The organism is Parashewanella spongiae (genome assembly GCF_004358345.1).
In the GTDB taxonomy this organism is placed as follows: Bacteria; Pseudomonadota; Gammaproteobacteria; order Enterobacterales; family Shewanellaceae; genus Parashewanella; species Parashewanella spongiae.
In genome coordinates, this window is sequence record NZ_CP037952.1 from 3308063 (window position 1) to 3322452 (window position 14390).

Annotated in this window: 14 protein-coding genes and 3 pseudogenes; 12 read left to right on the top strand and 5 right to left on the bottom strand. The window is 37.4% G+C overall.

What is annotated here, in order from left to right:
• Positions 1–110: 110 nt before the first annotated feature.
• Together E2I05_RS12975 and E2I05_RS12980 are read left to right on the top strand one after the other, a co-directional pair.
• Positions 111–974 (top strand): DUF2797 domain-containing protein, encoded by an 864-nt coding sequence (locus tag E2I05_RS12975; RefSeq protein WP_121854754.1) that lies wholly within the window; start codon positions 111–113, stop codon positions 972–974.
• Between the two features lie 2 nt (positions 975–976).
• A complete protein-coding gene (locus tag E2I05_RS12980) occupies positions 977–1531 on the top strand; it encodes a DUF1415 domain-containing protein (RefSeq protein ID WP_121854753.1) in 555 nt (184 codons plus the stop codon).
• 213 nt (positions 1532–1744) lie between these two features.
• Here the strand turns inward: E2I05_RS12980 and E2I05_RS22850 are convergent, their stop codons facing one another.
• From E2I05_RS22850 to E2I05_RS12990, 3 genes are all read right to left on the bottom strand, one after another.
• The gene (locus E2I05_RS22850) at positions 1745–2008 is read right to left on the bottom strand and encodes a GNAT family N-acetyltransferase (RefSeq protein ID WP_312018416.1); all 264 of its coding nucleotides are present in this window, start codon (positions 2006–2008) and stop codon (positions 1745–1747) included.
• A 62-nt stretch (positions 2009–2070) separates the two neighbouring features.
• The gene (locus E2I05_RS22855; protein ID WP_312018415.1) at positions 2071–2274 is read right to left on the bottom strand and encodes a hypothetical protein; all 204 of its coding nucleotides are present in this window, start codon (positions 2272–2274) and stop codon (positions 2071–2073) included.
• 438 nt (positions 2275–2712) lie between these two features.
• Positions 2713–3390, bottom strand: a complete 678-nt coding sequence (locus tag E2I05_RS12990) for a Type 1 glutamine amidotransferase-like domain-containing protein (RefSeq protein WP_121854752.1) — start codon at positions 3388–3390, stop codon at positions 2713–2715.
• Between the two features lie 90 nt (positions 3391–3480).
• On the opposite strand from E2I05_RS12990, the gene E2I05_RS12995 reads away from it, so the two are divergent.
• The 9 genes and pseudogenes from E2I05_RS12995 (at position 3481) to E2I05_RS13025 (ending at position 10264) form a co-directional block, all read left to right on the top strand.
• The gene (locus E2I05_RS12995) at positions 3481–3990 is read left to right on the top strand and encodes a peroxiredoxin family protein (RefSeq protein ID WP_165905547.1); all 510 of its coding nucleotides are present in this window, start codon (positions 3481–3483) and stop codon (positions 3988–3990) included.
• A gap of 119 nt (positions 3991–4109) precedes the next feature.
• A complete protein-coding gene (locus E2I05_RS13000) occupies positions 4110–5033 on the top strand; it encodes a M14 family metallopeptidase (protein WP_207805317.1) in 924 nt (307 codons plus the stop codon).
• A 1213-nt stretch (positions 5034–6246) separates the two neighbouring features.
• Positions 6247–7113 (top strand): hypothetical protein, encoded by an 867-nt coding sequence (locus E2I05_RS13005; protein ID WP_121854749.1) that lies wholly within the window; start codon positions 6247–6249, stop codon positions 7111–7113.
• Positions 7114–7220: 107 nt separating this feature from the next.
• Positions 7221–7568, top strand: coding sequence for a hypothetical protein (locus tag E2I05_RS13010; RefSeq protein ID WP_133309689.1), 348 nt, complete (start codon positions 7221–7223; stop codon positions 7566–7568).
• 93 nt (positions 7569–7661) lie between these two features.
• Positions 7662–8357, top strand: a pseudogene (locus tag E2I05_RS13015) (IS4 family transposase); the annotation flags it as partial.
• Between the two features lie 122 nt (positions 8358–8479).
• Positions 8480–8818 (top strand): hypothetical protein, encoded by a 339-nt coding sequence (locus E2I05_RS22345; protein ID WP_218939889.1) that lies wholly within the window; start codon positions 8480–8482, stop codon positions 8816–8818.
• A complete protein-coding gene (locus E2I05_RS22350) occupies positions 8815–9390 on the top strand; it encodes a hypothetical protein (protein WP_218939890.1) in 576 nt (191 codons plus the stop codon). Before E2I05_RS22345 ends, E2I05_RS22350 begins: the two co-directional genes overlap by 4 nt.
• A gap of 69 nt (positions 9391–9459) precedes the next feature.
• On the top strand, positions 9460–9906 hold the full coding sequence (locus tag E2I05_RS22355; protein WP_218939891.1) for an IS66 family transposase: 447 nt from the start codon (positions 9460–9462) through the stop codon (positions 9904–9906).
• A 79-nt stretch (positions 9907–9985) separates the two neighbouring features.
• Positions 9986–10264: a TIR domain-containing protein gene (locus E2I05_RS13025; RefSeq protein ID WP_121855327.1), complete on the top strand. Its 279-nt coding sequence runs from the start codon at positions 9986–9988 to the stop codon at positions 10262–10264.
• A 173-nt stretch (positions 10265–10437) separates the two neighbouring features.
• Here E2I05_RS13025 and E2I05_RS23060 read toward each other — a convergent pair.
• A pseudogene (locus tag E2I05_RS23060) lies at positions 10438–11654 on the bottom strand (ISAzo13 family transposase).
• Positions 11655–11832: 178 nt separating this feature from the next.
• Here E2I05_RS23060 and E2I05_RS13040 point away from each other — a divergent pair.
• Positions 11833–13602 (top strand): P-loop NTPase fold protein, encoded by a 1770-nt coding sequence (locus E2I05_RS13040; protein ID WP_121852420.1) that lies wholly within the window; start codon positions 11833–11835, stop codon positions 13600–13602.
• A 64-nt stretch (positions 13603–13666) separates the two neighbouring features.
• On the opposite strand, the pseudogene E2I05_RS13045 reads toward E2I05_RS13040, so the two are convergent.
• Positions 13667–14363, bottom strand: a pseudogene (locus tag E2I05_RS13045) (2OG-Fe(II) oxygenase).
• Between the last annotated feature and the right edge of the window lie 27 nt (positions 14364–14390).

A 14390-nucleotide genomic window follows, 5' to 3' on the forward strand; every position in this document is an offset into this window, starting at 1 on the left:
AACAACTATGCCTTCATCAATTTCGATTGCACTTTGAGCACATACATAGCTCTGAGCTGAGCATTTAATTACTGTAATTGGTATAACCAACAAAAAGAAGAATTACGAACATGCTTGGAACTTTGCGTAAAATGGCAGCAACGATTGATGACAATAACGTCGTTCACTACCAAATGAGGGTTGGGGAGCAAACCCTAGACCTAAACCCATTAATCGGGCACACATTAACACTTTCCCATACTGGAAAAATACTTTGCTCTAATTGCGGTAAAAAAACAAAAAAAAGCTACTCTCAAGGGCATTGTTTTGTCTGTATGCAAAAGCTTGCAAGTTGTGATTTATGCATCATGAAGCCAGAAATTTGCCACTTCGACCAAGGCACTTGCCGAGAACCAGAATGGGCACATTCTCATTGCTTTGTTCCTCATTACGTCTATTTGTCAAATACGTCCGGAATAAAAGTTGGGATTACTCGCAATAACCAAATCCCAACTCGATGGATTGATCAAGGTGCGACCCAAGGCTTACCAATATTCAAAGTTTCAACGCGACAATTATCTGGTTTAATTGAAGTTGAATTAGCTAAATTAGTTAATGATAAAACCCACTGGCAAGCCATGTTAAAAGGTAATTCTGAAGATAAAGATTTATCTCAAATCTCCGCCGAACTTATCCCTCAAATAGAAACTCGACTCAATGAGTTATGCATGGAAAATGGCGATTATAAAATCGAACGCCTTAACGATAATATTCAAAGCATTAACTTTCCAATTGAAAATTTTCCGACCAAAATTAAATCTCACAATTTTGATAAAACCCCTGAGGTCACAGGTATTTTAAAAGGGATTAAAGGGCAGTATTTGATATTCGATACGGGAGTTATTAATGTTCGAAAATTTACCTCTTATGAAGTAAATGTATCAACAACACCAAATTCGTCAGCTGACGACGAACCACAAGTTGGTTTAATTTAACAATGAAAGAAGAAAACCAACTCCTTATTCAGCATACTGATAACTGGGTAAAAAGGGTAATAATGAAATACAACATTTGCCCTTTTGCACGCCAAGAAGTTGAAAATGAAAGCATCCGTTATGTTGTTTTCGAAGATAAAAAAATAAGTCGCATTGCTGATAAGCTCATTGAAGAATATCAATACATGGATACTCATCCAGAAGCTGAAACGTCATTGGTCATACTTCCAAACGGTTTTAATCACTTTAACCGCTATCTAGAAGCCGTATATCTAGCAGAAGATTTGATCAACGAATTAGACTATGAAGGTACTTATCAAATTGCCAGTTTTCATCCTGAATACTGCTTTGAAGGCGAGGATTTCGATTCACCAACCAACTTCACGAATCGTGCGCCCTACCCAACTTTACACATTATTCGTGAAGCCAGCATCGAAAAAGCACTTGAAACTTATAGTGAGCCAGAATCTATCCCTCAGAGAAACAAAGCATTTGCTGACAAAAAAGGTGCTCAGTTTTTTATCGAACTGTTAAAAAACTGCGCCAAGAGTGATTAAGAAATACACTACAAGTTTTTACTCATGAACCTAAAATCATCAGTTGAACGCTGAGTATATGAGTAACTGTTTGAGCAATACGATGATTTTATCATCATGGCTTTCACCCAATGAGTGAAGTGCTCTACGCTCACAAGCTTGCTAAAATGACTGCTATCTGCGTTGTAACTTTTGCAAGTAGAATAACTACTTGCTGCAAGCTACGCCTTACTATCAGCCATTTTTTCTACGCTTGAGAACGCAGTCAACTGATGTTTCTAGGATGAATCGGCTGTAGGGGTTTGCTTTATAATCGGAAAACGGTTTACAAAAATTAAATCCGTTTTTCAAATACAGTCGATGAGCAGGTTCAAAGAATGACATTGAACCTATTTCTAAATGCAAGCAGCTCAATCCATTCAAACTTGCATAGTTTTCAATATGTGTCAGTAGTTTTTCACCTAACCCTTTATTTCTATAACCCTTAGATGTTCTCATTGATTTTATTTCTGCACTCGTCTCATTTAATACCAATTACAGTTTTAATGCACCACAACCTACTAATAAATTATCTTCCCACAGTGTCCAAAAGTGACATTTTTAGCCTTTAAAGAGCCTAAGTCGAGTGCATGAACATATTCTGGCGGCGAAATCCTTTTCATATCATTAAGGTGTTCTTCTAAAAACAGAGCAATTTGCGGATCTGAAAGATCATCCACTTTAGGAAAGTTGCGGAAGAAAGTATACCGATGAGTTCTCGTCACTCCAGCGCAGGCAGGAAACGAAGTAACGACAGTTTTGTATGTCGGTAGTCTAGGGTCTGTTGATCTTTCAGGATTAAATTTTGTGCTATTTGAGCATTTATCTGTTCAAGGCGTGAGCCGTGATGCTTAGCCATCTAAGTGAGCTGGTCATAACACAGAACAGTGAATGCTCAAAAGCATCGAAAAAAGAGAGAGCGTAAATTGGTCGCTCTTTCTAAATAAAAGGTACTGCGTTATCGCTTGCTTATTTGGAAACGAAGTAACGACAGTTTTGTATGTCGATAATAACCAAACCGCACAAGCTCTGTCTTGCATAAAATAACCAATCTATCGCTGCAAAAACAATCACGAAAGATCAACAGACCCTACTGCCTTTGCTTTTTTCTATAAGAGTCACTGGATACCAGCCTTCGCTGGTATGACAAAGATTGGTACTTTCTAAATCGCTAGCTCCCTTAATAAAAACTTTCCCTGCGATTCAGCGTTTATTTTTATCGGTTCACCGATATATTGTAATTGCTCATTTTTAATCAAAATACCATCGTAATCGCTGCAAAAAAATACATCACAATCCCATGTATTTGGTAAAGCACCATCAATAATTAGTTTGTTTACATGAGGAATAAAACGTAAATTAACAAGGTGTAACCCTGTAAAATCTGTTAAATTTACTGTGTTTTTATCACCACAAAGAAATGCTGACTCAATACTCGGAGTTATTATCATTGCTCCAGCGCTCACGCCAATGACAATACCGCCAGATAAATTAAATTCACTGATCCTGTGCAATAAACCTCTAGTTTGAAGTCCTTTTAAAAATCTAAATGTATCTCCGCCACTTAAGTGTACTGCATCGCAGTTAAAAAGAGCCTCTACTGATTGTTCATTATATTCATCTTCCAATTCTAGGTAGACGTTCATCTCAAAACCGAGTTTTTCATAAACAGTTTTACACGCGTTGTAGAATATTCTATTGGTATCTGGTTCAGAAGCAATGTAACCAACTCGTTTTCCTTTCGAACCTTTCATGGCTTGTACGATTGAAGCATGTCCTATTTTATTATCATGCTGACTGAGCAATAAAACATTTCCTCGATTCAAATCATTATTCAGCATTGATCTACCTTATTTTTTTCTAGACTGAAAATATTTCAAATAATACACGGTCTAACATATCTCAGCTTATAAGCACTGTGAAGTAGTACCATGAACACATTGACAAAAATACTTATATTTATTGGAAGCCTTACGTTAAGTTTTATGTCTCATTCGGATTCTGATTTAAAACAAGCACCTAACTTTCAACTCAAAGACAGTAATGGCAAAATCCACCAACTTACCGACTATAAAGGGCAACCTCTTGTTCTGCACTTTTGGGCAACTTGGTGCCCGTATTGTAAAAAACTTCAGCCCGGACTGAATCGCATGTATAAAAAACACATCAACAATGGCATCCCTGAACTGAAAATGTTAGGGGTTAGTTTTCGAGAAGATGGCGGAGCAACACCAGGCGAAGCGCTCACAAAGAGGGGCATCAATTTTTTGACTTTAGTTGATGGTGACAAGGTAGCAAAAGCGTATAATGTCCGCGGAACACCGACCACTGTTTTCATTGATAGAAGTGGCAAAATTGTCTGGACAACCAATACATCAAACCCTGATGATCCAAGATTAGATAAAGCCGCTGACTTTGTATTAAAGCGCGCTCCCAATTAGTTATTTTCATTTGTTATAGCTAAAAAGTGATTTAAGATGAAAAACTGCACAGGATTGCTATGGCGATATCTGTGCTTTATCCTTAATGCCAAATATAAAACCAAATAAAAGGCATTATTATGAATCATTTTTACCCTATTGGAACACCAAATCAACCTTGGAAAGAGCAGGAAAAAAAAGCTTGGTTTAATAATGCTACAACTCAAAGAAGCTACAAGGAAACTGTGCTTAACACATTACCATCCTTAGTTAGTCACTTTAAAATAACCCAGTATGGTAGTTTACCTATCGATCCAAAACGCTTTCCACTTTTTGGCTTAACATCATTAAATTGGGATGAATCGAAACCAACTATTCTGATTACTGGCGGTGTTCATGGGTATGAAACCAGTGGTGTGCAAGGTGCATTATTATTCGCAAAACAGCATGTAGATGATTATTTAAATCACTTCAATTTTATCATCACCCCATGTATTAGCCCTTGGGGTTTCGAAACCATTAACCGCTGGAACCCTAATGCGGTAGATCCTAATCGTTCATTTTATGATAACAGCCCAGCTGAAGAGTCAGCGCAAGTAATGGCTTTCGTTCGCGCTTTAAATGTCCCAATTTATGCTCATTTTGACCTTCACGAAACGACTGATTCAGACGAGAACGAATTCAGACCAGCCCTGGCATCACGAGATGGCAAAAATTATTCTGCCGGCACTATCCCCGATGGTTTCTATTTAGTTGGTGATTCAGAAAATCCACAGGCCGACTTTCAACGCACTATTATTGAATCTGTACGCAAAATTACTCACATAGCTCCACCAGAAGCTGATGGCTTAATTTTAAGTAAACCAATCGAGCAAGATGGTGTGATTAACTATCCGACTAAGAAACTTGGGCTTTGTGCTGGATTTTCAAATGCTCAATACTGCACGACAACGGAAGTTTACCCTGATAGCCCTAAAGTCACTACGAGTGAATGTAATCACGCACAAGTAGCCGTAATAATCGGTGGTTTAGAATATTTAAAATCCCTCAAGAAGCCACTTTAGCCGTTATATTTTACAAAGATATACCAGATTACTCATTAAGCTCAACCAAAGTTACTGTTGATCTATTAACTCATTGAACAATATAGTTAATAGATCGTCATACCAGTGTAGACTGGTATCCAGTGGCTTTCTATAGGAAAAAGCAAAGGCACTAGGGTCTGTTGATCTTTCGTGATTGTTTTTGCAGCGATAAATTGGTTATTTTATGCAAGGCAGAGTTTGTGAGGTTTGATTATTATCGACATACAAAACTGTCGTTACTTCGTTTCCAAGTAAGAAAACGATAACGCAGCACCTTTTATTTAGAAAGAGCGACCAATTTACGCTCTCTCTTTTTTCGATGCTTTTGAGCATTCACTGTTCTGTGTTGTGACCAGCTCACTTAGAGGGCTAAGCATCACTGCTCACGCCTTGAACAGATAAATGCTCAAATAGCACAAAATTTAATCCTGAAAGATCAACAGACCCTAGGCTACCGACATCCAAAACTGTCGTTACTTCCTTATCCAGCTTTTGCTGGAGTAGCGACAAAGTTAGCTGAGCTTTGTAGGTAATCTGGAAGATATATAACCTACAACTTTCGTATAAACAAAAGTACCTTAACAGTCTTATAATCTAGTAAGGCTTCAAATGCTTAAACTACATCAAACGAGACTTAGTACCAATTACAGTAATTAATCTCTCACTCAGCAAGAACTAAAGGGTTTCAGTGCAAGGCACAAGCTCGAAGTACTATGTACCCTAACGGCCGCCATACAAAGTTGGCGTTCAACGCACTTCGTGCTTTTGTCGGGATAATTCAAGTGCTTGTAACGCAGTAATGGAACCCTTTAGCCTTGCCCTTCGGGAGCTTGTATGTGTTCACTTTGGTTTATAAAGAATACTTCTCAAAATTGTCTTGACATAGCAATGTAATAACGACAGCTTTGAATGTCGGTAACAGCTATTCCTTCATCAATTTCGATTGCACTTTGAACACATAAGTACCTGTCGATAAGTTCTTTGATAATTATTGTGTTCAGGTTTAGTGCTATACAAGACGCAATGTGGGGCGCATAGCCGTAGCTATGTAACCGAAATTGCAACACCGTAGAGTGCTGAAACTGGGCACTAGAAAACCTTAAGAAACTTATGGTCAGGTACTTACATAGCTCTGAGTTGAGCATTTAATTACTGTAATTGGTATAACACCTTTTATGTTCTGGAGTGTAAATTGTCAGCATTTATTCAACCTGCCATACCAAATATTCAACCTCAATTAGGCAGTTCATATAGTTCAGTAGCTATAGACTCTCCTACCGAGTTAATCACTATTGAAAAACATGGAGAACAATTGGTTTATAGGCTAAATGTAAGCCCACAAACGACTAACCCAACTCCAAACGAACAATATTTCAAAGAAAAAGATAAACCTTCATGTCTCACATGGGATAGATGCTGCTGGAGCACTATTTTGTCTGCTTTTCCTGGTGGCTTTGCAGGCATGCTTACAGGCGCCTTAACTGGAACTTTAACTTCTGGTGCGGGAAATTGTGTCGCTGGCCTTGTGGGCGGTGGATTTGCTGGCGCTTGTATCGGAGCTTGCGGTGGCCCAGCCCTTGTATCTGTCTCATTTGGTAGTTTAGTTGTCATTTACAAAATTTCTACCTACAACGGTAAAGGGCAAGCTCTTCGTCTTTCTCCTTCTAGAACAACAGCAAACCACCTTCTCGATGATGCATTCAAAAATATTCCAACTCGTAAGCACATAATGAAAGGACAAGATGGCTCAGTAGTTATTGAACACTGGCTCGAAGAACTTCCTGCTGATATTCCATCAGAATTAGTTTGTCCAAGTGGACTATTTACACTTAAAAACCCAGTATTTCTTAATAATTTCCATATCTTGTATTCTAAAGAATACATAGAACTATTATCTTTGCTAAATACTCCAATAGAGACTGGCAATCTCCCTGTTTCATTATCAGATATTTTAAAAAATGAACAACTTACAGAGCAGCAAAGGATTGAACTACAAGAAGTACGTGATCAGGTTAAAAGCTTTACCTCACCATCACGAACTTTCTCTCATATGTTATGAATATTCAATTAGTAAGCTTTAGTTTACTCTTATAATTAAGCCTAATTAATCACAAAATAAATTGAAACCATTTACAATTCCCATAAGTTCACTATTCGAGAATGTATATGGCAAGCCCAATGAATTATTTAGCTTCTGTAAACTGGAACCCAATTTCAGACAGTGACAGTCAATTTAACAATTTTATAGGTAAAATAAGTAAGAACTTACCGACTCAACTTACCATTAATAATCTAGGTACTCATAACAAATCTACTGAAGTTGTATATCTAAATTATTTACATAACGGTGTGGATAATGTTTGGCGAGTAGAGCCAGAAAAAAAAGTTACAGGAGATGGAATCACGAGCACTTTTATTCGCTTTATAATTGATTTACTCCCTAGGAGTGAACAATGTCGTGCATTTGAGTCTGAATTAAGACGTGGTAACTTTGAGCATTTTATTAGAGATTAATACCTGACTCTTCTACACAAATCTTAACTTAATTGAACTTATTTGAATATCGTTGATCTGATCTGGAAATACTCCAAGTCAAGCAGTAAAAACATGTCAATTTTTAACCCTGAAAAATGGTCAAAAAATCATTTTCAAAAAGCCAATACTGGCGATTCTAGAAGAACAAAACGTCTTGTAGAAACCGTAGCCGATATGGCTCGTTGTAGTGGCAAGTCAATCGCTCTATCATGCCAAGGGAATGAAGCAAAGCAAGAGGGAGCATATAGGTTGATGCATAATAATTCTGTTGCACCAGAAGTAATCCGCTGTTCTGGGTTTGATCACACTGCCGAGCAAGCTCAATCATACTTAGAAATCTTAGCGATAGATGACACCACTTCACTCAGCTATAAACACCAAGTCGCCTCCGAATTAGGGAAGTTAGGCCGTGTAAAAGATAAAGCCCGCGGATGGTGGGTTCACTCAACACTTTTATTAGATGGATTTACTACTAAAACGATTGGGATGATTCATCAAGACTGGTGGCGTCGTCCTGATAATCCTGAAGATGCAGATGAAAAGGAAAGTGGTAAATAGGCTGATGCTTCACACTTTTGCCGTCAACGTTTAGGTGACACCATGTCACGGGTGATTTCGGTTTGCGATAGAGAAGCGGATATTCAAAGCTACCTACAAGACAAACAAGCACATAATGAGCGATTTGTTGTGCGAGCCAAGCACAATAGAAAAATCCTTGAATCAGAGCTACCGCTGTTTGAATACCTAGAATCGCAACCAGAGCTAGGGTAATTACTCAATAAGTTGTGGTAAGCCGACAATTTGTAAGACTTTGTAACGATCGTGCGATCAATTTGACTGCTTATTTTAAGGCTTCATACTCTCATCAAGTTTAATTATTTCACTTGATTTTGAAGCTAAAAATTCCTGATTTATCTGATTCAGTTTGCCCTGAATGTCGTCCTACTGTCGAAACTCTACAACAAACTATTGTAGAGCTTTCTGAGCGTGTTCAAATTTTAGAAGATGAAATCAAAGAGCTTAAAAATCAGAAAAAGAAACCCAAGTTCAAACCCAGTGGTATGGACGATAATACTGACCCTGATAACGATGAAAACGGCTCTAACAAAGGGAAGTCTAGCAAGCGAAAAGGAAAGCGCAGTAAAACGGCTAACCTACAAATTAATAATGAAAAAGTCATAGAGCCTGAAGCTCATATGCCATCAAACAATACCATTATTGCCAAGTGACTCAGTCACTACTGCTTGAGCAACTCAGAGAATGGGGCGTTGATATTTCAGCAGGCCAACTTAACCGTTTGTTATCAGAAAAATATGATGACTTTCATCAAGAAAAGGATGATTTACTGAACAAAGGGCTAGGCAGTACCGGTTACATCACGACTGACGATACAGGTGGACGCCATCAAGGCAAAAATGGCTTTGTCACTCATATAGGTAATGAGCTTTTTGCTTGGTTTCAAAGTTCAAGAAGTAAAAGTCGAGTAAATTTCTTGTCCTTGCTGTGCGCAGACCAACTCGGATATCGCATTAATACGGCTGCGCTGAATTACATGAAACAAAAAAAATTACCCATTGCACAGCGGAAAAGTCTTGCCAATCATCCATGTCAATTTTTTAATAACGAAGCACAATGGCAAGAGCATTTACAACAGCTAGGCTTTTCCTCTGACCGTCATATGCGATGGGCGACCGAAGGGACGTTATTTGCTCAGGCTCTTGAAGTGCAACCTATCGAATCCTTGGTTGTTGTCAGTGATGGTGCAGGACAATTTAAAGTACTCATTCATGCGTTGTGCTAGGTTCATGCAGAAAGGCTCATTCACAACCTAATTCCACTTTGCCCTGAGCATCGGAGCGATATCAAAAAAGTGAGAAATGAGATTTGGGATTTTTACCGTGAGCTTAAATGTTATAAAGTTCAGCCTTGTGCCAAAAAAGCAGAACAACTCTCTAAAAGATTTGATGATATTTTTACGCAAAAGACCAGCTATCAAACCTTGAATCAACAACTAAAACGACTGCACAAACATAAATCGTCTCTACTTCGAGTGCTGGAACGGCCTGAAATTCCGGTACATACCGACGGCAGTGAAAACGATTTGCGAGAACATGTCAAAAGGCGAAAAGTAAGTGGTGGAACAAGAAGTGATTTAGGACGCCAATGTCGAGACACCTTTTCGAGTTTGCGCAAAACCTGCCAAAAACAAAACTTGTCATTTTGGGCGTTTTTAAATGACAGGCTTTCTCTTAAAAACACCATCCCTTTACTGGGAGACTTGGTGCTGAAAGGGGCTCGAACTACCACAACTTATTGAGTAGTTACGTAATATTTTATCAAGCAATTGAAAATATTACATTTAAATTAAATAGATTTTTTTGAGATTGCTCTGATCAATTTCTGTTTTATATACACCTGACGATCATGGAACTCTGAAAAGTGATTCAAACCTTAGACCGAGAGCAAGACAAAACGTCATATTCGAACATGGCTATCTTCTTGCTAAACTAGGAAGAAATAGAGTCACTCTGGTAGTTGATAATTCAGCTGGAGAAATTGAAACACCAAATGATATTAGCGGTATTGTTTATAACTCGAGAGATAGCTTTCAACTATCTTTGGTTAAGGAGTTAAAAGATGCTGGCTTTTCAGTGAGTGCGGATGCATTAATTTAGCAATAGCAATTTAATTTTTCAATCAACTAAAAAAGGGACATGTGTAACAAAATGAAGTTATTGTCCCTTCCCTTGAAAACCTCACATATTAAGAGATTGGCGCATAAAGGCGCTCTGCTGAATTCCACATGATCCAGAATGTGTGTAACAAACTGCACTTAGGGATCTAGCATTTAAAAATCTACCGCAATTGGAGTGATTGTAAGATCCCACTTTGGTAATTCACTATTTCTGACTATTTTACTTTCCAGCTCTTCTTTTTCTTTGTTATTGAGCTTGACTCCTTTTGAGTAAATTTTATCAATTAAATTGACTACTGGGCTCATCGCTTTCCATGTCATTGTTTTTGTCCATTCTATTACCGTTTTGGCTGTACTCAGTAATGTGCCATTCCAATGCCTCTCTAACGATGACCAGACTCGTTCTATCGGGTTGTACTTACTGTGGTATGGCGGGTAGTAGACGTTTCGAATCTTGAGTTTCGATTGTTCACTAAACGCTACTAATCTAAACAGGTATTGAGTACGACAGCCACTATTTTCAGGACCATTATCTGAAAAAATAATGAGTTCTTCCACTTCTAGATTTTCACTTTTAACTGAATCCCACCACCATTCAAGTGCGTCACAAATGAAGTCACTTGTTTTATTTGAGTTGCCATAAAAAACATGAAGTTGATCATTGTCGAGGTTAAGAATTCCGAACGGGATCATTTTCTTTTTTATTTCCATATCATGATCCAACGCTTGAACAGCATCAGCACTACGAGATTTACCGTAACGGGAATACTCACCAACATTAACTGTCGCTTTACAGTCGATACTAATACGGATGACTTTTTTATTACCGGTTGTTTCTTTATTGATTTTGTTTACGTTTTCAAAGATAGCGTCTGTTTGAGGAATTTTTTTTGGGGTTTAGTTTTTTGGACTCGTCGAAGTCTGTATCCCAGTCGATTTAATATGTCGTTAATGGTTCTTTCTTTAGGTAATTCTTCAGGTAGCCAGCCTTTTTCTTCAATTAACTTTTTTCTGACGCCTTTCGCTGTAATTCGGGTATACACAAACGTATTTTTAAACTTCGGGTCGGCTTGCGATTCAGGATCTACTAACGCTCTAATATCTATTTCTAATTGAGGCTGACTCACTTCACTTCGAGGTTTTCCGTCATAGTTTCCGAAACACTCGAAGCCCGTTTCTTGTTCATGAAGCCCAAGCGCAACAGCCTTTCGACACCAGCCAAATTCTGTTTCAGTTAAGCGTGGACTCCCACAGCAGAAGGTTTTGGATACTTCGGCCATAAAAACTCTTTTCTCCATCCCATGAAGTTTACTGGATGCAAGTTTAATTATCCTTTTGGACTCACTAGAAAGGTAAATTGAAGTAGACATTTGGCTGCAACCGTAAATTACTCTGTTTGGATTATACGTCGGTATAACCTAAGTCGCAGCATCCCTTATAGCAAACATACAACCCATCACAAAATTCTCCAAGTGGTTTTCCATTAAAGCTTAAACAGAATACAATCCAGTATCTTGTCTAACATGCTGCATTACTAACTGGGTTTGTATGGAACATTATATTGAACAATTTGTAACTTTATTAACTGATGACTCTTTTCCACCAATGGTTTTACTAGATGGTGTCTGGGGAAGCGGTAAAACTCATTTTGTTAGAGAGCAACTGACTCCTTCGCTTGAAACTAAGTTGTTCAATGACAACCAAAACCGTTCCGCTTACTTATCCGTATATGGACTATCGAGTATTAATGACTTTAGAGATAAAATTCTATCATTAAGGTATTTTAAGAAAGAAAAGACGTCTTGGTATTCTAAGCTAGGTGCGAATACCATTGATGCAGCTTTTAAAAATGAAGGTTATAAAGGTTCTATAAGTAGCATCGTTTCAGGTATAGCTGGAGTAGCTAAGCATAAGCTCTTTGAACATTTGTCAGACTTTATTCTCATTGTTGATGATTTAGAACGATTACAAGACAAAAAGCTAGTTGCTCAAATTCTTGGTGAGTGCTTTAACCTTGCAGACCGTAAGAACGTCAAAGTTATAGTTATTGCGAATTCAAAGCATATGGAAAAAGGTTCATATAAAGATTTTGAAAAAGTATTCTCTGATCAGATTAATTTCAAGCTTACTGATATAGAAGTTGTCAATATAATCAAAAATCAGTTCGAGGAAATACAGGTTGATGTAGCCCAATTAATGAACGCATTAAATAATTCAAAAGATGTCAAAAATCTCAGAATAATAAAACGAGCATTCACAAGATTTCATAAGTTATCAGCTGAACTGAGCAAAGTTAAAGATATTGATATTAAAGCATCCCAACGGTTCATTTTTAATCAAATATTACTTCTATGCAACGCTTCATTATCTCACGGTATAACAAAGTCTGAGATCAGTTCTTATGATCCATCTGCGTTTTTTGGAGAAAAAGATAGCGAAACTGAGGAAGGAAAAAAGCACCTAAGAATTGAAAGTTCAATTGAAAGCTATCCATATCAGCTAACAGATAACATGATCGATTTTTGTTATGAAGGGGTTTATAGATTCAAGGATTTAAAAAGTGAATTAAAGCTTCCTGAAACTAATAACCATAGTGAACTTGACGCTTTTATAATGATATCGCCTGTAAAACATGAACCACAAGAACTAAAGATAGCAATAATTAAATTACACAATACGATTATTTCTAGTGAAAAAATAAGCTTATTCAAGTGGATGACATTTTGTGACCAATACCTATACTTCATAGAGAATGGCTTTATTAACTCAGAAGAACTATCTTCAAAATCGGTTATTATTGAATTATCCAAAAACAAAGCAGTGGAATCATTTGATCTAACCCCTGACGAAGAGCGCTTCTATCACCACAACTTTATTTGTAAAGATCTAGAAAGTATTTACGATTGCCTCAAAAACGAACTGAAAGGTCTGCAAAAGAAATCAGAAATAGAAAAGTTCACTCACTCACTTGTTCAATCATGGGTGACTGTTCGTGAGCAATTTAGAGATAAATATCACCACAAAGCCATTCTTCATACACTAACAGAAAAAGATATTGACTCAATGTTAGCTAATTGGAGTGCGAGTGACTTTTGGGATTTCGGAGGATACCTTAAATACAGGTTCGAATTTAATAACATTGAAGAATATTTTTCTGATGAGTTATCCACACTTAAAGTATTTCTTAATAAGCTAACAACATATGAAAATCAGCTTAAGCCTTGTATAAAAAAAGGAGCCGTTAATCAGCTCCTTAAAAGTTTGATCGAAGTTATTACCAAATTAGAAATCCGAATAGAAACCAAGATACATAACTGATTTACATTGAAAGGACATGTGTAACAAAATGAAGTTATGTCCCTTACCCTGTAAGCCTTATTTACTATGCGATTGGAGCATAAAGGCGATCTGCGGGATTCCACATGATCCATGACGTCGCAATAAATTTATCACCTGATACCGGAATATGACCTTTATGAGTATGGGTAAATCCAGCTGGAGCTATGACCATACTACCTTTTTTAGGTTTAATTTTTCGCTGCTGATAATAAAATTCAGTTTCTCCACCTTCTTCCACATCATTAAGGTAAAACATATAAAGTACAACTCGATGAAGAGCTTCATTGTGCGGTATTTGAGGAAATTGCTCTGAATGCCAGTGATGATAGCCACCAGCATTCTTTATATATTTCTGTAAATTAATTGTACCGCTCCGATATAAATATTTTACTAAAGGCTCTGCACGTGGACGCCCTAGTTTTTCAAAATTATCAGGAACAAGAACAACAGGTTTTCCTTTTTCGTCAGCCACTGAAACGGAAACAGCTCCCATCAGTGCCATAGAATATTTTGTGAAATAATCCGTTGCTTTCTCTAATGTATAACCTAACAGTTCATTTTTAATGCTAGCAAGATCTTCAAAATTATCTAAAGTAAGATCTAGGCTGTTTTTTTTAGTTTCATCGATACCATGGACCCGTTTCACCAGCTCTAACTCCCTGATGCTTAGAAAACACATCGACTAATCGATCACAAAACTCATCAGGTAATGCATTCGGATAAACTTCTATAAAATCCATATTATACTTGGCTCACTAAGTAAAATT